Below are 22,972 nucleotides of genomic sequence, written 5' to 3'. Positions count from 1 at the left end.
TAAGTAGATAACCCGCTTTTTTTTCTGACCACTGCTTTAAACGATTGAGGTCTTCCATCAATAATTCGGGACACAGTTTAATTCGTTTATCTTCATTTCCGAGACGTTCAGGTAGCTGCGGTTTCAAAGGACCGAGGTCGATGCCATGCTTTTGCTCTTCTAAATCTTTGAAGCTTAGTTGGTAGTCGTTTTGTTTGAGACTAATTTTTAGCATTTCTTCAGGTGTGTAGACTTTACCACCGTTTTGTGGCGGTACGCCTGCAGCATTTGCCAGAGCTTGTCCTAACTCCTGAAAAATTTCCCAATCGTATTTGGCGTTTTGGTGTTTTGGAAATAGGGCAGGGGAGTATTTGGCCGTGTTTCTTACCGCTAATGCATTAAATGTTAGGTCATAATGAGACGTTTCTATACCTGTGGCGGGAGGTAAAATAATATCTGCGTGTTTGGTGGTTTCGTTTAGGTAGATGTCAAAACTCACCATATATTCTAACTTTTCTAGAGCCTTGTCTAGTCTATTACCATTGGTAATTGAGAGTACTGGATTTCCACAGCTGGTCATCAACATTTTTATTTGACCTTTCCCCTCGGTTTCAATTTCTTCCGACAAGCATGCTACAGGCAATTCACCCAAAAATTCCGGAAAGTTTCTTACGTTACTTTGCCATCTGTTATATCTGTCTTTAGGTTTGGCTTTACCAATAAAATCTACCAAGGGCTTCGTGAATAACAAGCCACCTTCTATATCCAAGTTGCCAGAAACGATGTTTATGGCATTGATGAGCCAATTATTTAATCCACCAAAGGCTTGGGTGCTTATGCCCATTCTCCCATAAAGAGCTGCTTTTTTTGTTTGGCTTATTTGTGTAGCCAAATCTTTTATAGTGCTTTGGTCAATGCCCGTTTTTTCAGCAGCAATGGCGATATCAAAGCTTGCCATTGCCAGTTTTAATTCGGCCAGTCCGTCTGTAAAATCTTTAAGATGATTCATATTGATCAAATCCTCATCAAAAATATGTTTTAACATGCCCGTAAATAGCCAAGCATCTGTTCCAGGTTGAATGAAAATGTGCTGGTCTGCCTTTGCTGCGGTTTCGGTATAACGAGGGTCTATAACGATGATCTTGCCCCCTCTTTCGGAAATTGACTTCAACCTATTTCCAATGTCTGGAACGGTCATCATGCTGCCATTAGAAACCATTGGATTTCCACCAATGATGATGAAGAGCTCTGTAAGGTCAATGTCGGGGATGGGTATCAACATGGGATGCCCAAACATTTGCCATGAAGCAAAGTGATGGGGGATTTGATCTGAAGAGGAGGCAGAGTAAATGTTTTTGGTTTTGAGGGCTTTGAAGAATCTAGGTCCAGTGAGTGTGGTTCCTAAATTATGAATACTGGGATTACCCTGATATACGGCTATACTGTCTGGGCCATGCTTTACATTAAGTTCTACTATTTTGGTAGCTATTTCTTTATAGGCCAATTCCCAAGAAATGGGCTGCCACTCTCCATCAACCTTTTTTATTGGTGTTTTTAGTCGGTCAGGGTCTTCGTATATTTCTTTAAGTCCGTAGGCTTTAGGACAAATATGACCTCGGCTAAAGGGGTCCTTTTTATCGCCTTCTATTTTAATTATCTCTTGGTTTTCGTGCGTAATCTTTAGTCCGCACATAGCTTCGCAAAGGTTGCAAGTTCTATAATGAAACTGCTGCATTTTATTTTATAGGGTTTGTTGAAGAAACTAAATGTAACGATTTAGTGGCATTATTGAGCACAAAAAAGGGTCTGAATATTTCTATTCAGACCCTGTGTTTTTTAGAAATGCTAAATTACTTGACTTCCACTTTCCCGTAGTTGGTGGTAAGATGAACCTTGGTGGCACGTTCGGAGTTATCGCCACCAATAATATAGTTTTTCTGAGAGCTGTTCGGTGAATTAATCAGCTGAATTTTAGATTTCTCGTTCATCACCACATCCGTGTTCTTACAGTTTGTTCTTAAATCGTAAGTGCCTTTAAGGCATAGTGGTAGCTCAAAATTGGTATAAGAAGTGGAAATTTGAAGTTGTTCCACATCTTCCAGTATTTCACCGAGTTTAAAGTCTTTTGAGTAGTTAACCGTGAATTCGCAAGATTCATTAACTTTTCCTATATATCCTTTTGTATAAGTCGCTTTTATGTGGGAGTTATTAGCTTCCAAAACCTTCAAACTACCGCATGTATTGGTCATAGAAACGTTTTGAACTCGGTCTATGAGTAATGATGTTTGTTTAGCTTTTAGTTCCCCTCCAGTCATGGATTTAATAAAGGCTTTACCAAAATTCACGTCAATAACGGAACTAGAATTTTTTATATGGTCTGTATATAAATTACCATAATCCTGTTTTACTTTTAAAACGGCATTAAACGCTGGAATATAAACATCTCCATGAGAGTTGTTGACCGAGAGGTTATGGTTTTCTGGCATATAGACTTGGTAATCAACCCTAAGGAAATTCTTCTCGTCTTCTTTGCTTATGTTATTGCCAAAGGCTGATTTATAGCAATTTAGTTTTGTTACAAATCGGGCTTCTCCACCTTCTTTGACACTTTGAATATTTACAATATTCAAAAAAGCGTCTAGTTTTTCTACGGTGGGAGCATTGGCAGTAATGGTAATATCTACCCTCACCTGATTCTTGTTCCAAAATTTTACTTTAACATCTCCAAAATGATTTTCTATGCTTACAGGGTCTTGAGTGTCTAGCTTATAAGAGTAACTAACAGATTTCTTTTTTTCTATCAGGTGCGTAAACTCACCGTTACCAGGTTTTACATCAATACACGTACATAAGTCGCCAGCCATGGCAGTGTAGCCTGTTAAAAGCAAAACACAAATGATGAACTGTTTCATTATTAATAATTTAAATTAAACGAGAATAAATGCCGCATTTCTAATTGACGGCTAGACAATTACTTTTTTGTCTTCTTCTTGCCTTTTCTTTATTATAATGTCTAATTGCTGATCTAAAAGTTGCATTTGCCACTCTAGATTGTCAATCATTCGGTTTAAAATTTCCTCCTGGTTAGGATTATTAGGCAAGTTGCTTTTTAAATCTTCAAATGATCCATTTAAAGATTCTAGATCCTCCTGAAAATCTTTCATGAGCTCAGGGTCGCTTAAAGCGTAGGCATTAAGTTTCTTTTTCTTAGCGTCAATGAATGAGGTATACTGGATTACCTCTGAACCGTATTTTGGACTGAGGGTAATGATTTCGTTATTTTCAGTTACAGGCCTCCAGTATTTCCCTGCCGTGTACCCTATACTGAGAAGAAGGATGACAGAAGCGGCGGCTCTCCAGTTAAACCATCTTTTGGGTACAAAAGCTATTTCTTTTGGCTTTTGAGTTTCTGAAAGCTGTTGTTCAATCTTTGACCATAAATCCATACTTGGCTCATGATGGTCAAAGTTCGCCCTGTTTTTTTCTATATAGTTTTTAAGCTTGTCCATTGCTCATTAATTGTAATAATTTCTGTTTTGCTCTCATGTATTGTGTTCTTGAGGTGCTCTCACTTATGCCTAAAAATGTGGCAATTTCTTCATGATCATAGCCTTCAAAAAGGTACATACTTAGCACCGTTCGGTAGCCATCCGGCAAAAGGGGCATTGCCGTGTTGATGAGTTCTATTTTGTACTTTTTATCATCATCGTCGTACCAAGGTTCCTCTATCTCCTCTACTTGGTATTTGTGGTCTTCAATATCCACTAAATCCAGTTTTTTTGACCGAAGGTAATTAATGGATTTATTCACCACTATTTGCTTCAGCCAAAGACCAAATGATGATTCCATTCTAAAGGAATCAATTTTTGTAAAGGCGTCAATAAAGGCCTCTTGCAATACATCTTCTGCTTCGCCTTGTTGTTTTACAAAACGCATACAGGTATTAAGCATGGCTTTAGAGTAGAGCTTATAAAGCTGGTACTGTGCCTTGCGGTCGCCTTGCTTACATTTCTCCACTAATACGGAGTTCTTTTCTATGTATTTATTAGGTGTCAATCAATTTCGGCACCTCTACCCGCACGAGGGAATAATTGTTTTGTTCAAATTTGGTCAAGTTCGGGTATACTGAACCGCCGTAAAGCTATGTCTAAAAGTCTGATTGGAAAAGGGGATGTTGCACGAATGGCAAAATAAGTGGACGAGCTATAAAAAAACATCCGGCAGTTTAGGTGCTGCCGGATGTCAATAAAAACTTACTTTTGAGCAGCTTCCTGCATAGGGTTTACAGTTCTTCCTCTATTTGATTTATAAAGTTCAAATCTACTTGGCTGAGCTTGTCCTCTTGGATAAGTATTATTAGAGGTATCTATATCCGCTATTTCTAAGAAAGGGTCAAGCGTGAATTTCACTACTTTTTTAGCCGTAGGAATAGTTTTAGTAATTTCCTCTGCATTCTTTCTCCATATTTCTGCTGGAAACCTCATGACTTCGTTAGTGCCATCTTCATAATCCAACTGAACAATTACCGGCATCACCAAACCGCCTTTGTTTTTGATATGCAAAGCATAAAAGTTTGTTCCTACTTCTATGATTACTTTATCATCCTCGGCTAAACTGGCTTTGTATTTTTCAAATCTAGCTTGATCTTGTGGCGTTACTTTATATGGGTCAAAAGTACTGTAGAAATCTTGGTATCTTTTGTCGCTTTCTTCCACGGTACTTTTGATATCCGTTTTGTTTCTTTCTACAGATGTTGTATTTCTTGAGATATCATAAGCTCTTTTTTCGTCGGCCTTAGTTACTGCAGGGTCTTGGGCATCTGCCACAAACCATTCCACACCAACTAACTCTTGGTCTACCGGGTTTGTGGTATAAAACCACCCTCTCCAAAACCAATCTAGGTCTACGCCAGAGGCATCTTCCATAGTTCTGAAGAAATCAGCAGGCTTAGGGTGTTTAAAGGCCCATCTTTGAGCGTATTCTTTAAAGGCATAATCAAAAAGCTCTCTGCCCATAACCGTTTCTCTAAGAATATTTAGAGCTGCTGCTGGTTTTCCGTAGGCATTGTTTCCAAACTGGATTATTTGTTCAGAATTGGTCATGATGGGCTGCATCATAGAAGGGTCAGAACGCATATATTCCACTATGCTCTGTGCTTCTCCTCTTCTAGAGCGGAAGTCGCTATCCCATTCTTGTTCTGCCAGGTACTGGCAGAAAGTGTTTAGACCTTCGTCCATCCATGTCCACTGGCGTTCGTCAGAATTGACAATCATCGGGAAGAAGTTATGACCTACTTCATGAATAATTACGCCAATCATTCCTTTTTTGACATCATTAGAATAGGTGCCATCTGTTTCTGGTCGTCCACCATTAAATGAAATCATTGGATATTCCATACCTCCACCAGCGGTAGAGTGACAAGAAATGGCCACTGGGTAAGGATACTCAAAAGTACGCTCACCATAAGATTTCATGGTATGCTCTACTACTTTAGTGCTGTATTGACCCCAAAGTGGGTTTCCTTCTTTACCGTAAACAGACATGCTCCATATTTTACGGCCATTATTATAAACGTCGGTTTGCATAGCATCCCAGATAAATCTTCTAGAAGAAGCAAAAGCGAAGTCACGCACATTTTTGGCTTTAAATTTCCAAGTTTGTTTCTTGTCAGACTTCTTTTTTGAAGCTTCGGCGGCTTCTTCTGGCGTAACTATCAACACTGGACTGGTGGCTTTTGCAGCCTCTTCCATTCTTTTATTTTGAGCTTTCGTAAGTACTTGACTATAGTTTTGACACTCGCCAGTGGCTACTAATACATGATCTGTTGGTACGGTAATCTCCACTTCATAATCACCAAAAACAAGGGCAAATTCTCCATTACCTACAAACTGTTTGTGCTGCCAGCCGTTTACGTCGTCATAAACTGCCATTCTTGGAAACCAATGAGCTACAAAATAGTTATAGCTATCATCCTCTTTAAAATACTCAAAACCCGAACGACCGTAATAAGCAGCCATATTATATGACCAGTCAATTTTAAATGCGAATGATTGTCCTTTAAGTAAGGGCGTTGGCAAATCAATACGCATCATCGTGCTATTGATGGTATATTTTAGGTCTTTACCTTGTAAATCCTTCACCAAGGTAATGTCATAACCCCGCTCTCTGCTTTTGTCCACATCACCAAAAACGGAACTGGCAGATTGCAAGCCATTAATTTGACCAGATGTCATTTTAGAATCAATGCCACCCGTTTTAGAAAGTGCATTGATAGAATTGTCCTTAAACATATTCATGTCTAACTGCACCCAGATGTATTTTAAAGGGTCTGGAGAGAAATTATAATAAGTAACTTCTTCGGAGCCAATAATTCTTTGATTTTTATCATCCAGTTCCACTTTGATTTTATAATCGGCTTTTTGCTGGTAATAGGCATGTCCAGGAGCTCCAGAACCTGTTCTGTATTCGTTTGGACTTGGTAAATCTTCTCCAAGTTGCTCAAAAAGACGTGTGCTTTTAATCTGTGCGGTAGCGAAAGATATACTGATAATGAAAGTCATAAGACTGGATATTAAAGTCTTATGGCGTTTAAATGCGAATACTTTTGGGTTCATAGTTGACTGATGATTGTTTTAAAAATTCAAATATAAGGTTATTGAAAAAATAGTTAACTAGGGAAGAATGGAGAAATCTATAATTTTGATTTTAATCAGACCACTTTAGTATGGTTAATGTTGCTTTTTTCTTGAAAATCTTATAGATGATACTGGTTTTCATCAAGAATGCCTTTGAATGTTTTGTGAATATAAGGGGGTATATCAGAGCATGAGGAAGGTGGCCTCTAAGCTGGAATAACCTAAAAAGCCCCACTTACGTGAGGCTTTTGGGCAGGGCAGATTTAGTTAAATAGATAAAAAGGGGTTTTAAATATGTTTATAAGCTTTGCTGTAAATTTATGATGTGGTAAGTTGAGTCTGTACTTCTTTGATTTTTCTTCTAGAAACTTTCACTTTAAATCCATTTTTCAAACTGAGTTCGGCATAATTGCCATGTCGGTTAAAAGTCCCAATGAATTTTGGATTGACCAAGTGTTTTTTACTTACTCGGATAAATGAATCAAGTGATTTTTGGTGATTGCCAAGCGTATAAGAGGAAAGTCTATTACTGCCATCTTTAAAGTGTATTTTAGTATAATTAATATCCGCTTCCAAAAAAAGTATTTCGGCATTGGTATGTTTGTTTTCTATGGTCATGGCGATTTTGAAGTTTTATTTTGAAAATAATCTCCTGTCTTATAAGTTTTGCACAAGGTTCAAATGTAGTGGGAATGCTAGGGGACAGGCAATACCCCGTTCGGGGTATTTTGGTTTTTAGTTTTAGATGTATTACCACTGAAGTCCGCCAGTGCGAATGAGTTTACGAACTGAATATAAGCGAGATATTCTTTGAAAAATGGGCTATTGATGCTGTTTAGATAGGCGGAGTCCCATGGGTTAATAAACATTTGGAAACGTAGACCGTAATCATGTTTTATTTCACGATAAACCTGAAAACCAATTTTGTTGTACATTTTCACCAAATGCTCTTCTGTTTCAATTAAAGCCATATGTGCACCTTCTAAAAGTGCGTTTTTGTATATGGCCGTTGTTAAATCATAGGTAACTCTGGTTTTACGATACGCTGGATGCACCACTAGCCGGTCTACTAAGGCTACTTTGGAGTTAAAATCGGGCTTTTTTATACCCCAATACGTTTTAATGCCGTCATGAAAAAAAGTAAAGGAGCATCTTAAACTTCCAATAATTAGATCTTCTCTTTTGGCGTATAAAATAAGAGCGTTTTGGTCGCCAGTATCTTCTGTTTGGAACAGGAAATCTTTACCTAATTCGTCCTTATTTACGGAGTATCTAAGGGCTTTAATGGCAGCGAGCTCTTCTGGAGTGTTAACGGTGGAAATATCCATGGATTCTTTTAATTAGGGTTGATAATGAAACCATTAATGATCCAATCATAGATGCATGAAGCATATAGCCAAGTAGCTCGTTCAGCACCCTCTAAAAGTTGTTTTTGATGCAATACACTGAAATTTTCTTGGGCTAAAGCATCCAAAATTTGATCGCCATGAGGTAGAGCTTCATGCATATGGACCTGGGTAAAAGTGGTGTTCTTTTTACTGATAAACGTGGCAGAACCCATTAGCTTTTTTATAATAGGTGCCGCATAGTTTCCAATGTTTTCTAAAACAGCTGTGGCTCCAAGTCTTTCCAGTGGCTTGTTTTTTACTACTTCTTTCTGGTATGCCCACCAGACTTCTACCAGAAATGGCATTTCACCAGTTTGGGCTTCAAGGTTTTTTAAATCTTTTTCGGCCAATTTGAAGTGCATTTCTTCTTCATAAGCAAAGTTGATCAAAAAGGGTCGCAGTTTTTTATAGGTTCGGGTGTCACTATGAGCGGCAAGAGCCAAAAACGTTTCTTGTACACCTTTGGTCAAATGATACTGCATTTGAAGGTATCTAATGTATTGTTCCTTTTGTAAGCCTTCAGGGAAATTGGACTTCAATTTCTTTTCGAATAATAGGTTGGCGGCATTAACTTTCTGAGTAAGTTGATGCATAAAGCCTTCCATTTTTTGGTCTAAAATCAGTTCTTCTGTCATGGTTATATGCTTTTAAGTGTTAGAATTGGTATTCCAAAATTCTGACTTAATAGCTTCTTAAAACAGATGAATTAGACCCTAAATGATAGGGTGAAAAGCGGGGGTGTTTTTCACGGAGTTTGTGAGGTGAAATCTATGAGTTCCGCTAAATTATTGACACCTAGCTTGTTATAGATATTTTTCCGGTGTGTTTTTACGGTATGGAAACTTAAGAATAACCTCTTGGCTATTTCTTCATTGGTTCTTCCATTTTTCAGGTGAGTCATAATTTCCATCTCACGCTCGGTAATATTATACTTCTCTAAAAAGCGGTCTTTGAAAAACTCATTCTCAAAAAAAGCATTTTCAATCTCTATAAAACAGGAACCGCCTTGTAGTACTTTTTTTATGCCGTCTAGCAGTTCGGTGGTTTCACAATCTTTTAATAAGTAACCATCTAAATTGGCCTCCTTACTTTGAGCTAAAAAAGCCATGTTTTCATACATGGTAATGATGATGATTTTAAGCTCGGGAAAATCGTTCTTTAATACTTCTCCCAGTTCAATGCCGTTGGTTCCGTTTAGATTGATATCTAGCAAAAGTACAGCAGGTCTAAGCTCGGAGATGGTTTTTTTTATTTCTTCCTCATGCTTTATAGGACCATAAACCTCATACAGATTACCTTTCTGTAAAAGTTCTTTTAAACCATTGCCAAAAAGCTGATGGTCGTCTGCAATAAGTACTTTAGTGGTCATTTAAGGGGTACTTCTAACGTAATAGTAGACTCTATTCCGTTGGAATCAAAGTTAATGAAGCCTCCGATATATTCCGCCCTCATTCGCATGTTTTTCATTCCCATACCAGATTCAGCGTTTCTAAAGTCGCTGCCATTATCTTCAACCATCAGGGTTAGCTCATTATCGGTCCAAATGAATTGCACCAAAACCTTGGTGGCTTTACTGTGCTTATTGATGTTTTGAAAAATTTCTGACACTATTCTATAAACGTTGAGTTCAATGGAATTCTTAAGTTTTTGCGGCTCCCCGTGTTGTATGAATTGTATTTTCCTTTTGTCAGAATTATTGCTCCTTAAAAGTTCCTTTACAGATTCTACAAGGCCAGTTGTTTCAAACTCAGGTGGCATTAAGGCATGAGATATGCGTCTAAGGTCGTCTCCTGCCTTTTGGGTTAAATTTTTGATTGCTTCCGATTCCCTTTTGGGAACATTATTTAGAAGGTTATCATAAACCAATCTTTTTAAAGTAGATAGGGTACCTCCTAGGTCGTCATGTAAATCCACCGCAATTCTCTGCTGTTCGGCTTCTTGGGCGTCAATTTTTGACCTCAGAAGTTTAAATTCGGCTTGTTTTAATCTATTTTGAATAATAGATGTCAGTATTTTTTCTCGATAGATGTACGCAAAAAGAATGTACAACATCTCAATACAAATGGAAATTCGGAAGGCTTCAAAAAACTGATTTGGGATTTTTAGAATTCCAAAAACATTGGTTAGGCCCTCCACTAATCCAGAAATAATCAATGGCATTCCCATAAAGAAATAAATCTTGGAGAGAAGACTTTTCCTAAAGCGGATAATCATGTACCAAATGAGATATAGAATGGAGCCAACAAAAAACGTGAGTTTAATACTATTGAAAATAGTAGAATCAGAATATTTTGGGAGCAATGACACCAAGATGGTTAAGCCAAAGAATACGTCAATGATCTTTTCTAAGATGGGGTTTTTGTCATCTTTATTGGGGTCTATAAAGCGTATTCCAAATTTAACAAAGGCATAGGTACTGGTAAATATGAAAATATGCACAAAGTAGTTAAGAACCGATGGGTATGCCGAGGTAATATGGGCTGGGGAGGCTATACGGATGCCATAAAAAACTAAGAAATTGGCGGCATAAAGCAGATAGTAAAATAGAATTCGCTCTTTCCGTGAAAAAATAAGGTTGTATATGGCATATAAAATAGAAGTAATCAATGCCATAATCACCAAGCCGTCTAAAAAGACATAAAAACCATAATGCCCATAAAACTGGGTTTTGGAATAGAGATGCAAAGGAAGTCTGACGACTTGATATTCGTTTTTTATTCTAAAGAAATAGTTTTTTTGTTCTTTTGGTAAAAGTTCAAATTTGAAAGCATGCAAATAAGAGGGAGTGTTTTTTTGATTGGCGGCGAGGCCCCAACCTGATTTTTCTTCATTCCAAATGCTATCTTTTTTATCGTAAAAACGAACGTCTTCCAGAATAACCTGATCTGAGCTAAAGTAAAATTTTCTCAGAGAGTCTGTTTTGTTCTCTAAAGTTATTCTTACCCAGAGAGCATCTCTCAAGTGCCCGTAATTAATCTCTGGCCCCGGGTAGGGCTTAAAAAGCGAGGGTTTGGCCCACACATCCTCAATACCCAGTGTATGGGTGCTGTCAATAAAAGTCACCAGCTGTTTCACCACAACCTGCTCTGGCACCATATTCCTCACCTTCTGGTCTTCCAAGCTGCAAGAACTTAGTATCGCAAGCAGTAAAAGATAAAGCATCGGCTTTATCGCTTTGTAGGTGGGTGCTATGTTTTGGATTAGTTTTATTTTGGCTTTTTTTGCTAAGATAGGGGGTTTGCTCGGTTTTAGAAATAGGGTGTTTTTCCCGTGGAATAACCTTTCTGTTTTTTTTAGATTTGGTAAAAAAAGACTATGCCATTTCAATTAGACAGCAACCCAGGACTAATTCAAGATTCCCAAAGAATTTTTGAAGAAATTAAAAAGGATAGAGAATCAGCATGGGCTGACATGACCAATTCCGAAGTGATTAAGGACATTAAAAACCACGCAATTGAGAAAAATGCCCAAGAAGTATTTAGAGTTATGCTTTTTGCTCCTTCAATAATTGGACTCGACCCATTCGAAGCCGAAGAACTTGTATTTGAAGATATATCGAGAATTAAAAGAGTTGAATCCGATCACAGGCCAGCCCAGGGTCAAGGGCAATTGACAGTTTCTAAAAAGTATAAATTTCAAAGACACCCTAGTTCTGGCAAAACACCATATTCAATTAAAACTGGAATACTTTACAGTCATTTAGTTGATACACTCGAAATTCGTGGGTTTACAGACTTATACATAAGGTTTGCTGAGAGGGATGATAGTCTACCTGGAATTCCACATCAGGAAAATCTGGCTTTTCAATTCGGTGGGATTTCCCCATATCAAACTAGTCCAGATTGTTATAGGGACAGTGACGCTAAGGATTTTATTTGGACGGGAAATGGAAATTCGAATTATTATAAGAACAGAAACAATGAAGTTTACAATAACAATAGCACAAATGGCAAATCCAGGCACCCTTTTTTTAAAGAGTGCAACAATCTGTGTGGTATCATACATAATTTGCAAATAAGTATAAAGTATGTTAAGGATAATTTTGTTGACAAGGGTTTGCCGGACATTTATTTGATCCCGGGGTATGATATTTCTCCTAATGTAGTTTCTAACGCAAGGCCTTGCCCTGATACATCTGGGGTGTCAACTTTAATATTTTCAAAATATGAACGAATAAAGATTCCAACAGTTAGCGGTTCAGGATCTTCACTTTTAAATTTTGACTACGGTGATCGTGGCCAAGGCTGCTGCCCTTAAGAGATGATTGTATTAAACTTTGTTTACATGTTTATATTATCAATAGCTTGTCTAGTAGGGTTTATAAGTTTATCCTTTAAAAATAGTCTTCGATATGTTGTCATTTATCTCATTATTACAACCTTTGTTGAATGGTTAGGTTTCTATTTTCTTTATTGGGATACTGATAAAGCCGTTAAGCCTATACTTTACACTCTTTACGGCCCTTTTGAATTTCTTTTTATTGGACTTTACTTTTATCAAGTTCTTAAATCAAAATTAAAAGGTTTATTAATAGTACTTCTAGGGGTGCCAGTTTTGTTAATTTTTTTTGCAAGCCTTATTAAACAGAATTTTGAGAATATAGCGGACTACAAAGCATTTCTTTATCCTTCCTTTTGCTTTATTCTCTTATGTATTTGGTATCTAAGAGAGTTGTTAAATTCGGAGATGGATCTGAGAACAAACCCTCATTTTTGGATTGTGACTGGTATGCTGGTTTTCAATACAGGTTTCTTTTTTCTTTCTGGATTCTTAAATTCCTTAGTTATCCAAAACCCATTGTTGGCACGTAGCTTATTTTCTATAAACCACTTCCTAAACATAATCTACTACTCTCTTATCACTTACGGTTTTTATATCCAATGGAAGTCAACGAAGTCGTCATTGTCATCATAGGGGGTACCTTGATTATGTTGGTGCTGATGATCTTTATCGTCAGCTTCTTTTTTATACATTCTAAACGCCAACAAGCCCACAAACTAGAAAAGGCCAATCTACAAGCCCAATTCAAGGAAGAAATTCTTACCGCCAAAAACGAGGTGCAGGAGAACACCATGAAGCATATTGCTCGTGAAATTCATGATAACATTGGGCAGATGCTTAGTCTGATAAAAATTCAACTGAATACCATTGACGATGAACACCCTGGGATAAAAAGAGTGGGGGATAGTAAGGAGTTTTTGAGTAAAGCCATAAAGGATCTAAGAGGGCTATCTAAAACACTTAATTCGGATAATATTCTAAATGGGGGGCTTATTAATGCTCTAGATTTTGAAGTAGACAGGCTCTCTAAAGTGGGTGTTTTTAATGTTGAATTTCAATGTGTGGTAAGAGTTTTGGAGGTTGATGCACAAATTGAAATCATTGTTTTTAGGATTTTTCAGGAGATAGTTCAGAATGTTATCAAGCATTCTGGTGCCAAAAACTTAAAAGTAAGTTTGCAGAAAATCGGAGAAGTCTATACTTTAGATGTACTTGACGATGGTTGCGGATTCGATTTTAGAGAAAAATCTAGCCTAAAAAGTTTTAATTCAGGAGCTGGTTTAGCAAACCTGTTGAATAGAGCAAAACTAATAAGTGGAGATTTAAAGATAAGAAGCAGCATTGGAAATGGAACCCAAATCAAGCTATCTATCCCTAAAACTACCGCTAGCCATGAAAAAAGTCGCACTGATTGACGATCACAGTCTCATAAGAAATGCTCTTGGAGAACTCATTAGCAGGTTTGATAATTATGAAGTAACGCATCATGCCGCTAATGGTAGTGAATTCTTGTCAAGCTTAGATGCTCAAAACCTACCAGACATAGCCCTAATAGACATAAATATGCCTGTAATGGATGGCTTTGAAACCTCCCAGCGTCTTACGAAAGAATTTCCGTCTATAAAATTGATGGCACTCTCTGTAGAAGATGACGAAGAGGCTATTATAAAAATGCTCCGTTGTGGTGCCAAAGGCTACCTTCTAAAGGATTCTGATACCGACGATTTGGAATTGGCACTAAATGAGCTGGTCTCCAAAGGATATTATCACAGTGATTTGGTGGCAAATACTTTGCTTTCTTCTCTGAATGGAAAGAAAAAGGAGTTAGTTAGTTCGGATATTACATATCAGGCTAGAGAATATGAATTTCTTCAATTGGCGTGTTCGGAATTTACTTATAAGGAAATAGCAGATAAGATGTGCATATCTCCAAGGACAGTAGATGGCTACAGAGAAAATCTGTTTTATAAGTTAGATGTCAAAAGTAGGGTGGGGATGGTACTTTTTGCCATAAGAAATGGCATAGTTAGTCTTTAAACAGGATTATGCGTTGGGGGAATCGTTATGAGTATTAAAGTACTTTAATTGGTTTTACCTGCTGATTTGAAGCAATTTAGTTACGGTCCCAATAAAGTCGGGAGATTGACTAATGCATAAGCGGGCTTAAATAAGAAACCCACTCGGTATGCACCAAGTGGGTCTTTTAAGAGTTTTTTGTAAAATTATTTTTTATAGGCTGCTACTTCTTTTTCAAGTTTCTCAATACGTTTGTTGGCATCAATTAGATAAAGTGTTAGTTCTTCAATCTTCTCCATTTGTTTGGCAGCCATTTCAGCCATGTCAATGCCTGATGCGGCAACTTCGGCTGCAGATGGTACGTTTGGCAAGTGTTTGTTTTCAGTAATAAAGCTTTCGACTTCATGAAGAGGCATTAGTTTATAATCGTCTTTGAATACATAATCTGCCCATTTTGATGATGTCGCTACGGCCACTCTCACTCTTTCTGCCAATATTCCTTTCTTTACATATAAGAGATAGCCATCTGGTAAGGAAGTTAATCCAGAACCTATGGCTACTTTGTTATCGGTAGGTGTGAAAATGATGTTCCCAGATTGACTCCATTTACTATTTCCTGTTCCTGAACCCGAGCCTGTGCCGCCGTCAGCGTTTTTGGTTAGGATTACATTTCCTAATTCATCCAGTGATAAGGCTAAACCGTTAGAAGGGAATGGGTTGGCATAGGTAGAGTTTAGTTCTGTAAACTTAATACCACCCCAAGCCACATTTATACCAAACATCGAAACTCTGTTGGAGTTCGAAATATTTGCGGTCAGATCTCCTGAAGCACTATAATACCACTGGTCGCTAGTACCAGAGGGAGTTCCTCCGTTGCCACTCGTAGGCATATCAACGGTGATTACTTTCCCTGCATCATTTAAACCTAAAATCTTATTCGATTGATTTAAGAAGGGTAGTGTTAATCCGTCTGAGCCTACAGAAAGGTTTTTTACGGTTATTTTATTTCCAACAGTCAAATCATTTTTAACGGCTACGACGCCAGAGTTGGAGTTTTCAATCTTGTTTGAAGTAGCGGTCCAATAGGTTGAGGCTGCCTCACCAGTTAAATCAGAGGTTAATATAACCTCTCCATTTCCATTGACGGTTAAGACTTTTCCAGATGAATTAGAAACAGGTGATTGGTTAGTCAGTTTCAAAAATCGCAGTCCGCTGGTGTTTGCAGCATCGCTGTTGATATTTACAGTAGATGTAAGTTCCTGTGTGTTGAATCCAAGTCTGCCTTGAAGAAAGTCTCCATAGATTAGCGGGGAGCGATTTGCTTCGTTTGCTATGACCAACTTATTGCTTCCTTGCTCGGAATATCCAGCCTGAAAGCCTAGGAATACATTGCTAGCTCCTGTGGCTTTATATCCAGACAAAGAACCTATGGCTACGTTGTTATTTCCAGAAATATTGGACACTAATGAGCCTGTTCCTATTCCTACGTTATGTCCTCCATTCTCATTATTAAACATGGATTGGAAACCTAAAGCAATATTGTTTCCACTGGTATTTGCCTTTTGCATGGCTAAAGAGCCGAGTACCACGGAGTTATAAGCTGCAGAGTTTTGACCAGAACGATAACCTAGGAATAAATTTCCTCTTTCGGGGTCAATTAAGCCCGATTTGTAATTATTCACTTTAAAAACTAAAGCGGTTTCGTCTGTAGTTCCAATAAAGTTTTGTTCGGCTTTAAGACCAGCATTTCCAATGGTGCTCCAGATAGAAGTATCTTCCGCAGTTAATCTTGCTTCTGTGTTACTTACTGTAGTCCATTGATTTCCGTCGTAAATATAGAGTCCAGACATAAAATTGGTCTGATAAACTATCAAACCCTTTGCGGGGTCTTTGATGGCAGCTCTGTCCTGTAGTGACATTCGCGGTAATAAGAGACCTTTGTTGTTAGAACTTAGATCTAATATGGCAGAATTGTCCGGTGTTGTTGTTCCAATTCCTACTCCTCCTTCTGTTTGGGCTTTAACTTGCGACAATCCAAGTAAAATCAAAAAGAAGAGCGTTAAGAAAGCGTTCTTTTTTAGTCGTAGATTCATTTTTTTTCCTTTAGTTCGATTAACTACAAAATCTTTTATTTGACATTTTAGCGTATATGCTTGTTGGAGCCCAAAAAACGTGCCAATGGAAGGTGTAATATTAATTATGTATGATTTACCATGACTTTGATTGAAAAATTTATTTATTGCGTAATAAACAGGCAGGATCAAAATGGTGTTAATCCCTAAATCTGATTATTTTTGCCACGTTTGTTGAAACCATATTACGTCAAATGAAAAAAGTAGCAATATTTACATCGGGTGGAGACGCCCCAGGAATGAACGCTTGTATTAGAGCTGTAGTGAGAGGAGGGATTTATCATGGACTGGATATGTACGGTATAGTCCGTGGTTATTCAGGGATGATTTCCGGTGATATCAAAAGCATGGATTCTAGATCCGTGAGTAATATAGTACAGAGAGGCGGGACTATATTAAAATCAGCTAGAAGTATGGAGTTTATGACTCCTGAAGGAAGAAAGAAAGCTTATGAGACCCTTATGTCTCATGAAATAGATGGTTTGATAGCTATTGGAGGTAATGGTACTTTTACAGGAGCAGAAGTCTTTTATAATGAATATCAAATACCTACTGTAGGATGTCCAGGAACGATAGATAACGATTTGTATGGAACCGATTATACTATTGGTTTTGATACGGCCGTAAACACGTCGCTAGAGGCTATCGATAAAATTCGTGATACGGCAGATTCTCATGACCGCGTTTTTTTTATTGAGGTAATGGGTCGTGACTCTGGTTATATCGCTATTCAGTCTGGAATAGGTGGAGGAGCAGAAATTGTGATGGTTCCTGAAACACATACTCCATTGAAAAAAGTTATCTCTACACTGAAAGATGGATGGCAAAGATCTAAATCTTCTTCTATAGTAGTGGTTGCAGAAGGAGATGAAGAGGGTCATGCCCCAGAAATAGCAGAAAAAATCAAGAAGCAAGTTGGAGATAAACTAGATATTAGGGTAACTACCCTTGGACATATTCAGCGTGGTGGTGGACCAACGGCCTATGATAGGATTTTGGCAAGTAGACTTGGCTTAGGAGCTATAGAAGGTCTTATAAATGGCGAAAAGAATGTAATGGCGGGTATTGTAAATAATAATTTAGTCTACACGCCTTTCATCGATACCATCCAAAAGCCAAAGCCTATTCATGAGGACTTGTTAAGAATGGTACATATTTTAAGTATCTAATAGATTAAGCATATCCCATTAGTTTATAAACAGCCATTCCTATAATTTCTCTAATTATTTGACTGGAAGTTTGGAAAGCATTGGCATCTGGAAAGTAATCTAAGAGATCTGGTTTGTTATGGAATGATAAGAAATTTGAGGGAAAAGAGGAGGCATTGACTCCTCTTTTCTTGTAACAGGCCATCGCTCTTTTCATGTGAAATGCGGAGGTGATGATAAGGACAGATTTGTTCTTAAAGCTTTCGTTTAATAATTTTGATGAGTTTAAGGCGTTTTCGTTTGTGTTTTTGGAGGCGTGGTCTAAGAAAATTTCATTTGGATCTACGCCATTCTTTACAAGAAACATTTTTGCATAATCTATTTCTGTTTTTATGTTCTTGTTTAATAAGGAAGTGTCTCCACCAGAAATGATAATGTTTGTTATTTTACCTTCTTTATAAAGGTGTAAAGTTTGCCAAAGTCGGTCTCCAGAATTTTTTAGGTCTATATTTTCTGGATAGGGAAGATAAGCGTTTGTTAATGCCCCTGTTAAAAGAATACCTACATCGTGGGATTCCATTTTTTCAATGTCTTTTTGAGGCTCTTCCCATAGAATAGTCAGCTTGTTCACCAGTATAGGAGAGCTAAAAAGATATGTTAACAATATTGTAAGGTACCCCAACTGTTTAGCTTTGGTACGATTTTTACAAATAGTCATTGCAAGGATTAAGGAGATAATTATCCCTATGGGCATCAACAAGAACGTAAGTAACTTGGAAACAAGGTAAAACATAAAGAGATGTTAATATTGGAAATATATTTTCGTTAATAATTAAATTTGCGTCATACCACTTAGGTTTTACTTTCAATGATCATTTAAAAGTAAAATTAGTGGTATGAATCCGTCATAGAAAGTTTTAAAATTAAACCAATGAAAAGATTTACACAAAGTGCTATTCTAATACTGTCATTTGTTTTTCAATTATCTGCTCAAAAAGGGTATGATATTACTGTTAAGTTAGCTGGAGGGCCGCAGGATAAGATGGTTTATCTCGCTCATTTTTTTGGATACAATCAATACATAAAGGTAGATTCTGTTAAGGCTGAATCTGGTCTGTATCATTTCAAAGGTGATCAACCTTTAAAAGGAGGGATTTACCTTATCGTTTTAAATCCTGCAAAATACTATGACTTCATTGTCAGTGGCGATGAACCAAAATTCTCTTTTGAAGCAGATACTTTGGATTTTGTAAAGTCTGTGAAGTTTACCAATTCTCCAGAAAATGATATTTTGTTTGGTTATAGGAAGTTTCTTTTGAGTATGAATGATAAGGCCGCGGCGGTTAATCAATCTATAAAAGCAGACGACCCTAATGCGAATGTCTTACGCAGAGATAAAATGAATGAGCTTCAAAACGAAGTTTCCACTTATATCGACAATGTAGCCAAAAATAATGCAGGTACTTTTGCCTCAAAGGTGATTTTGGCAAATAAGGAAGTAGAAATCCCTAAAGAAATTCCGTTAAACGCCGATGGAAGCAAAGACAGTACTTTTGCTTATCGTTATTACAAATCTCATTATTGGGATAGTATAGATTTCAGCGACCCAAGAAACTTGAGAACGCCTTTTTTCCTTTCTAAAATGGAAAAGTATTTCAAAGATCTAGTCTATCAAGTTCAGGACAGTATTATTGCCAATGCAGATCAGGTCATTATGCTTTCTAAGCAGGACCCAGAAATGTACAGATATGTGCTTTGGTGGGTGACTAATAAGTATGAAAATAGTGAGATAGTGGGTCTTGATGGTGTTTTTGTCCATTTAGCCGAAGAATATTACTTAAAAGATGCTAATTGGTTAGATGAAGATCAAATAAAGAAATTTAAAGACAGGGTTAAGATTTTGAAACCGTTAAGAACTGGTGAAGTTTTTCCTAGGCTCTTGGTTTATGATTTAGAGGGTAACGCCAGAACCGTTCAAGAAAGTAAAGGAAAGTATACGATAGTTTATTTTTATAGCCCAGACTGTGGTCACTGTAAAGAAGCCGCTCCGGAATTGGTGGCCTATAATGCTAAAGCAAAAGAAAAGGGCATTGTGATTTATAATGTTTCAGTAGACTATGAAACGGAAAAGCATAAAGAGTTTGTAGAAAAATACAAAACAGGTGATATGCTGAACTTGTGGGATAAAGGACACCATTATTATTTTAGAGAAAATTATGATGTTTATGCCACTCCTACCTCATTTATTCTGGATTCTGAAAAGAGAATAATAGGAAAAAGAATTCCTATAGAGGAATTTGATAGATTTATTGAATTCCACGAAAAGCAGATTGCGAAAAGAAATCAGAGTAAGTAAGGCTTTGAATATAATTTTGAAAAGAGCTGCCGACAGGTAGCTCTTTTTGTTTATATCTGTATATGTTTGTTCTATTTCTTATCTTTGTCTAAACCCCTCTTTTATTTTTAATGTTACCCAACTTTCAATTTTTATTCTGTTTTGTTCTAACCATTTTTTCCAATGGATGCCAATTGCAGTCCAGGGACAAAATGGATGGAATACCTTTAAATTTTAAAGAGCTCTTGGTGGAAATAAGAGAGCAGAGAATTACGCCCAAGCAGGCTGAGCTTGAATTTAAGCGGATTTTAAAAGATATTAAAATGGAATACCCTTCTCCCGATTATGATTCATTAAACATGGATTTGGTGTTTCCTTTGAAGAAAAAAAATTATAGGTCTGTAGGTGGTAAAGGCAGAGGTTTTTATGGCAGACATTTCGATCTTTTTGACCATTCTATAGCCAAAAGCCATCCTGCTCATGATATTTTCATCTATGACCGTAATAAGGACGAGAAAGATGATATTGATGATGACTACGTGGATGTTTTGGCAGTGAATGAAGGAGTGGTTATTGCCGTAGAGCAGGATTGGGAAGAAGAGAGTGGTTATCGTGGCGGAAACTACGTTTGGCTCTATGATTTTAAGTCTGGTGGCTTGTGGTATTATGCTCATCAGCGTAAGGTTTATGTGGTGGAAGGCCAGTTGGTGGAGCAAGGAGATAAAATAGCGGAAGTTGGACGGACAGGTTTTAATGCCAAAACCAACCGCTCGGACACACACCTTCATTTAATGTTCCTAAAAATAGACAGTGATTTTAACCCCACGCCAGTAGATCATTACCTGTGGCTTAAAAATGCCAGGACGGTTTATAAAACGCAGCTTCCAAAGCATTATCCGAGGAAGGTATTAACTGCAAATTTTTTGGAGAGAAAGAAACCTTCTAATATTCCTACTTCAGTAAGTTCTCATTTCCCTGGTAGTTTACTCATCGGCACTGAAGAAAATAGATAGACCAATATAAAGGACTAGTATCATAGGTATAGCTGCAAACTTAAACGTCAGTAATAAGATTAGACAACTCACTAAAAAGAGGTATCTTACTTTATTAGTCTCCCATGAACGGTTTTTAAATTTCAATGCAATCATAGGCACATCTGAGATTAGAATGATGCTCACAAAAACAGCATAAACACTAAAAATAATTATTAAGCTTATATCATTAAGAAATGTGAACCCTTGATCAATGATGAAGGGAAATGATGCAATCACCATGGCGTTAGCAGGGGTAGGTAAGCCTCTAAAGCTGTTTGTTTGCCTTGTGTCAATATTGAATTTTGCAAGCCTTAAAGCGGAGGAAAGGGCTGGGAGTAGCGATACATATTTTAGATAGCCAGCATCTTGCATAAGATAAAGCAATATTAAGCTTGGTAAAACGCCAAAACTCACCATATCAGCCAAAGAGTCTAGCTGCTTTCCTATTTCAGAATGGGAATTCGTTAATCTGGCTACAAAGCCGTCAAGGAAATCTAAAAGCAATGCTATCAGAATAAGGATGGCAGCCTCGTGAATCATTCCGTCGGCTAAAAAGACTATTCCGAAAATTCCACAAAGGAGATTTCCTAGTGTAATAAAGTTAGGGAGTGTGAATATCTTCATTAATTAAAAAAAGGGTTTGTTGATTTTTCATGTCCAATGGTGGTAGGCTCCATATGCCCAGCATAAACCACGTAATCGTCTGGAAGGGTAAAGAACTTTGTTTTAACGCTATTCATTAGTTTTTCTGTGCTACATAAGGGGAAATCCGTTCTTCCAATACTTCCTTTAAAAAGACAGTCTCCTCCTATAATATATCGCTCTTTATGATTTATAAATGCAATATGCCCAGGAGCATGGCCAGGAACAAAAACAATGTCTAAAGTGGTGTTCCCAAACTCAAATTTATCGCCTTCTTCAAGAAACTCATCCGCTTCCACAGGTTCATAGCCAGGTATTCCCCATGTTTTACATCTTAGTTCCACATCAGATAACACAGGTAGATCAGACTTATGCATATACATTTTTACGCCAAATTTTCTTTTTACATACGCACTACCAAATACATGATCTAGGTGAGTGTGAGTTTGCAGTAAAGCTACTGGTTTTAAACCTTCCTTAAGGATATATCCATTTAGTTCTTCTTTTTCTGACTGAGATAGACAGCCGGGATCAATAATTACCGCTTCATTATTTTCATCCATTTTGTCCCATAGAACGTAGGTGTTTTCACTAAAGGGCGAGAAGGTAAATATTTTAATATTGTGCATGTTACTTTTTTTAAGCTTATCGTCTAAATGTGCAAATGAAGGAAACTGTATTTGTAATATAGTTATATTCAATGGCATTTAATTAGGTAGTATTGTTACCGTTAAATAATTTTATATTTTTAATTTTCACAATATCAATCATTTAGCTAAATAGCAATGTATTTAAAATAAAACCCCAAAAAATGACCAAGCCCAACCACTCCGGTGAGCAATGGAAAAGAATTGAAATTAGCGTTCCAGACTTAGAGAATCCACCACATTATGAAGTCTCTAATTATGGAAGACTAAGGAGTTTTCAAAATGATGCCGAAGGAAAAATTTTGAAAGGATCTGTAATTCAAGGATATCGTTCACTCAACATTCGTCTCCCTAAAGGGAAATCTTTTAATCGCTATATTCATAAACTAGTCGCAACTTTTTTTGTAACGAAAAGTTCTGAAGAAAAATGCTTTGTAATCCACAAAGACTATGACAAATTAAACAACATTTACTCCAACCTTCTTTGGGTGACCAAGGAAGAAATGCTAGAACACAACAGAAAAAACCCAAATGTAATTAATAGACCTAGACCTGCAAAATCTAAAAATTATAAGCTTAATGAATCAAAGGTGATGATGATTAAGAAAATGCTAAAGTCTGACAAGTCTAGATTAAAAATGATTGCCAAGCAGTTTGGTATTACGCATACACAGTTAAACAGAATTAGGTCTGGGGAAAACTGGGGTCATGTGAAATTGGTGGAAGAAGAATAAA

General features: G+C 37.2%; 21 protein-coding genes. 7 read left to right on the top strand and 14 right to left on the bottom strand.

Going from position 1 to position 22,972, the window contains the following annotated elements; translation table 11 throughout:
• The 10 genes from ACTBZY_RS03275 to ACTBZY_RS03230 form a co-directional block, all read right to left on the bottom strand.
• Window positions 1-1,714 (bottom strand): molybdopterin-dependent oxidoreductase (locus ACTBZY_RS03275; RefSeq protein ID WP_463044899.1); only part of this gene is annotated, 1,714 nt, incomplete at its 3' end.
• A gap of 115 nt (window positions 1,715-1,829) precedes the next feature.
• Entirely contained in the window at window positions 1,830-2,891 is a 1,062-nt protein-coding gene (locus ACTBZY_RS03270; protein ID WP_463044898.1) for a hypothetical protein, read from the bottom strand.
• A 51-nt stretch (window positions 2,892-2,942) separates the two neighbouring features.
• Window positions 2,943-3,488 carry a CHASE3 domain-containing protein gene (locus tag ACTBZY_RS03265; RefSeq protein ID WP_463044897.1) on the bottom strand — a complete coding sequence of 182 codons (546 nt, stop codon included), beginning with the start codon at window positions 3,486-3,488 and terminating at the stop codon, window positions 2,943-2,945.
• Complete coding sequence (locus ACTBZY_RS03260; protein ID WP_463044896.1) at window positions 3,475-4,035, bottom strand: RNA polymerase sigma factor; 561 nt, start codon at window positions 4,033-4,035, stop codon at window positions 3,475-3,477. The genes ACTBZY_RS03265 and ACTBZY_RS03260 overlap by 14 nt, the downstream gene beginning before the upstream one ends.
• A gap of 197 nt (window positions 4,036-4,232) precedes the next feature.
• On the bottom strand, window positions 4,233-6,593 hold the full coding sequence (locus ACTBZY_RS03255) for a M1 family metallopeptidase (RefSeq protein ID WP_463044895.1): 2,361 nt from the start codon (window positions 6,591-6,593) through the stop codon (window positions 4,233-4,235).
• 339 nt (window positions 6,594-6,932) lie between these two features.
• The gene (locus tag ACTBZY_RS03250; protein ID WP_463044894.1) at window positions 6,933-7,232 is read right to left on the bottom strand and encodes a LytR/AlgR family response regulator transcription factor; all 300 of its coding nucleotides are present in this window, start codon (window positions 7,230-7,232) and stop codon (window positions 6,933-6,935) included.
• Window positions 7,233-7,309: 77 nt separating this feature from the next.
• Window positions 7,310-7,942: a GNAT family N-acetyltransferase gene (locus ACTBZY_RS03245; protein WP_463044893.1), complete on the bottom strand. Its 633-nt coding sequence runs from the start codon at window positions 7,940-7,942 to the stop codon at window positions 7,310-7,312.
• Between the two features lie 8 nt (window positions 7,943-7,950).
• Window positions 7,951-8,637, bottom strand: coding sequence for a hypothetical protein (locus ACTBZY_RS03240; RefSeq protein WP_463044892.1), 687 nt, complete (start codon window positions 8,635-8,637; stop codon window positions 7,951-7,953).
• 110 nt (window positions 8,638-8,747) lie between these two features.
• Window positions 8,748-9,371: a response regulator gene (locus tag ACTBZY_RS03235; protein WP_463044891.1), complete on the bottom strand. Its 624-nt coding sequence runs from the start codon at window positions 9,369-9,371 to the stop codon at window positions 8,748-8,750.
• Window positions 9,368-11,164 carry a sensor histidine kinase gene (locus tag ACTBZY_RS03230; protein ID WP_463044890.1) on the bottom strand — a complete coding sequence of 599 codons (1,797 nt, stop codon included), beginning with the start codon at window positions 11,162-11,164 and terminating at the stop codon, window positions 9,368-9,370. Before ACTBZY_RS03230 ends, ACTBZY_RS03235 begins: the two co-directional genes overlap by 4 nt.
• Window positions 11,165-11,317: 153 nt before the next feature.
• On the opposite strand from ACTBZY_RS03230, the gene ACTBZY_RS03225 reads away from it, so the two are divergent.
• The 3 genes from ACTBZY_RS03225 to ACTBZY_RS03215 all read left to right on the top strand — a co-directional run bounded on the left by ACTBZY_RS03225 (window position 11,318) and on the right by ACTBZY_RS03215 (window position 14,320).
• A complete protein-coding gene (locus tag ACTBZY_RS03225) occupies window positions 11,318-12,259 on the top strand; it encodes a hypothetical protein (protein ID WP_463044889.1) in 942 nt (313 codons plus the stop codon).
• Between the two features lie 623 nt (window positions 12,260-12,882).
• Window positions 12,883-13,698 carry a sensor histidine kinase gene (locus ACTBZY_RS03220; protein ID WP_463044888.1) on the top strand — a complete coding sequence of 272 codons (816 nt, stop codon included), beginning with the start codon at window positions 12,883-12,885 and terminating at the stop codon, window positions 13,696-13,698.
• Window positions 13,676-14,320 carry a response regulator gene (locus ACTBZY_RS03215; RefSeq protein ID WP_463044887.1) on the top strand — a complete coding sequence of 215 codons (645 nt, stop codon included), beginning with the start codon at window positions 13,676-13,678 and terminating at the stop codon, window positions 14,318-14,320. Before ACTBZY_RS03220 ends, ACTBZY_RS03215 begins: the two co-directional genes overlap by 23 nt.
• A 185-nt stretch (window positions 14,321-14,505) precedes the next feature.
• Here the strand turns inward: ACTBZY_RS03215 and ACTBZY_RS03210 are convergent, their stop codons facing one another.
• Window positions 14,506-16,392, bottom strand: coding sequence for an autotransporter outer membrane beta-barrel domain-containing protein (locus ACTBZY_RS03210; protein WP_463044886.1), 1,887 nt, complete (start codon window positions 16,390-16,392; stop codon window positions 14,506-14,508).
• A 233-nt stretch (window positions 16,393-16,625) separates the two neighbouring features.
• Here ACTBZY_RS03210 and pfkA point away from each other — a divergent pair, with 233 nt between their 5' ends.
• The gene (pfkA, locus tag ACTBZY_RS03205) at window positions 16,626-17,600 is read left to right on the top strand and encodes a 6-phosphofructokinase (RefSeq protein WP_463044885.1); all 975 of its coding nucleotides are present in this window, start codon (window positions 16,626-16,628) and stop codon (window positions 17,598-17,600) included.
• A 4-nt stretch (window positions 17,601-17,604) separates the two neighbouring features.
• Here the strand turns inward: pfkA and ACTBZY_RS03200 are convergent, their stop codons facing one another.
• Window positions 17,605-18,243, bottom strand: a complete 639-nt coding sequence (locus tag ACTBZY_RS03200) for a YdcF family protein (protein ID WP_463044884.1) — start codon at window positions 18,241-18,243, stop codon at window positions 17,605-17,607.
• A gap of 267 nt (window positions 18,244-18,510) precedes the next feature.
• On the opposite strand from ACTBZY_RS03200, the gene ACTBZY_RS03195 reads away from it, so the two are divergent.
• Together ACTBZY_RS03195 and ACTBZY_RS03190 are read left to right on the top strand one after the other, a co-directional pair.
• Window positions 18,511-19,935, top strand: a complete 1,425-nt coding sequence (locus ACTBZY_RS03195) for a redoxin domain-containing protein (protein WP_463044883.1) — start codon at window positions 18,511-18,513, stop codon at window positions 19,933-19,935.
• A 191-nt stretch (window positions 19,936-20,126) separates the two neighbouring features.
• Window positions 20,127-20,927 (top strand): M23 family metallopeptidase, encoded by an 801-nt coding sequence (locus ACTBZY_RS03190; protein ID WP_463044882.1) that lies wholly within the window; start codon window positions 20,127-20,129, stop codon window positions 20,925-20,927.
• Here ACTBZY_RS03190 and pssA read toward each other — a convergent pair.
• Window positions 20,898-21,572 (bottom strand): CDP-diacylglycerol--serine O-phosphatidyltransferase, encoded by a 675-nt coding sequence (gene pssA / locus ACTBZY_RS03185; protein ID WP_463044881.1) that lies wholly within the window; start codon window positions 21,570-21,572, stop codon window positions 20,898-20,900. The genes ACTBZY_RS03190 and pssA overlap by 30 nt on opposite strands.
• Entirely contained in the window at window positions 21,572-22,219 is a 648-nt protein-coding gene (locus ACTBZY_RS03180; protein ID WP_463044901.1) for an MBL fold metallo-hydrolase, read from the bottom strand. Before ACTBZY_RS03180 ends, pssA begins: the two co-directional genes overlap by 1 nt.
• A 182-nt stretch (window positions 22,220-22,401) precedes the next feature.
• On the opposite strand from ACTBZY_RS03180, the gene ACTBZY_RS03175 reads away from it, so the two are divergent.
• Window positions 22,402-22,971, top strand: coding sequence for an NUMOD4 domain-containing protein (locus ACTBZY_RS03175; protein ID WP_463044880.1), 570 nt, complete (start codon window positions 22,402-22,404; stop codon window positions 22,969-22,971).
• Window position 22,972: the final 1 nt, after the last annotated feature.

This window comes from Arcticibacterium sp. (assembly GCF_055134445.1).
The sequence above is the reverse complement of the archived record's forward strand: the minus strand, read 5'-3'. Positions and strand labels throughout refer to the sequence as shown.

Excerpts from the sequence above, each read along its gene's own strand:
- ACTBZY_RS03215 (WP_463044887.1), top strand. The coding sequence starts at position 13,676 with ATGAAAAAAGTCGCACTGATTGACGATCACAGTCTCATAAGAAATGCT.
- pssA (WP_463044881.1), bottom strand. The coding sequence starts at position 21,572 with ATGAAGATATTCACACTCCCTAACTTTATTACACTAGGAAATCTCCTT.
- ACTBZY_RS03230 (WP_463044890.1), bottom strand. The coding sequence starts at position 11,164 with ATGCTTTATCTTTTACTGCTTGCGATACTAAGTTCTTGCAGCTTGGAA.
- ACTBZY_RS03255 (WP_463044895.1), bottom strand. The coding sequence starts at position 6,593 with ATGAACCCAAAAGTATTCGCATTTAAACGCCATAAGACTTTAATATCC.
- pfkA (WP_463044885.1), top strand. The coding sequence starts at position 16,626 with ATGAAAAAAGTAGCAATATTTACATCGGGTGGAGACGCCCCAGGAATG.
- ACTBZY_RS03240 (WP_463044892.1), bottom strand. The coding sequence starts at position 8,637 with ATGACAGAAGAACTGATTTTAGACCAAAAAATGGAAGGCTTTATGCAT.
- ACTBZY_RS03265 (WP_463044897.1), bottom strand. The coding sequence starts at position 3,488 with ATGGACAAGCTTAAAAACTATATAGAAAAAAACAGGGCGAACTTTGAC.
- ACTBZY_RS03195 (WP_463044883.1), top strand. The coding sequence starts at position 18,511 with ATGAAAAGATTTACACAAAGTGCTATTCTAATACTGTCATTTGTTTTT.
- ACTBZY_RS03270 (WP_463044898.1), bottom strand. The coding sequence starts at position 2,891 with ATGAAACAGTTCATCATTTGTGTTTTGCTTTTAACAGGCTACACTGCC.
- ACTBZY_RS03180 (WP_463044901.1), bottom strand. The coding sequence starts at position 22,219 with ATGCACAATATTAAAATATTTACCTTCTCGCCCTTTAGTGAAAACACC.
- ACTBZY_RS03245 (WP_463044893.1), bottom strand. The coding sequence starts at position 7,942 with ATGGATATTTCCACCGTTAACACTCCAGAAGAGCTCGCTGCCATTAAA.
- ACTBZY_RS03235 (WP_463044891.1), bottom strand. The coding sequence starts at position 9,371 with ATGACCACTAAAGTACTTATTGCAGACGACCATCAGCTTTTTGGCAAT.
- ACTBZY_RS03220 (WP_463044888.1), top strand. The coding sequence starts at position 12,883 with ATGGAAGTCAACGAAGTCGTCATTGTCATCATAGGGGGTACCTTGATT.
- ACTBZY_RS03175 (WP_463044880.1), top strand. The coding sequence starts at position 22,402 with ATGACCAAGCCCAACCACTCCGGTGAGCAATGGAAAAGAATTGAAATT.
- ACTBZY_RS03210 (WP_463044886.1), bottom strand. The coding sequence starts at position 16,392 with ATGAATCTACGACTAAAAAAGAACGCTTTCTTAACGCTCTTCTTTTTG.
- ACTBZY_RS03225 (WP_463044889.1), top strand. The coding sequence starts at position 11,318 with ATGCCATTTCAATTAGACAGCAACCCAGGACTAATTCAAGATTCCCAA.
- ACTBZY_RS03250 (WP_463044894.1), bottom strand. The coding sequence starts at position 7,232 with ATGACCATAGAAAACAAACATACCAATGCCGAAATACTTTTTTTGGAA.
- ACTBZY_RS03190 (WP_463044882.1), top strand. The coding sequence starts at position 20,127 with ATGGATGGAATACCTTTAAATTTTAAAGAGCTCTTGGTGGAAATAAGA.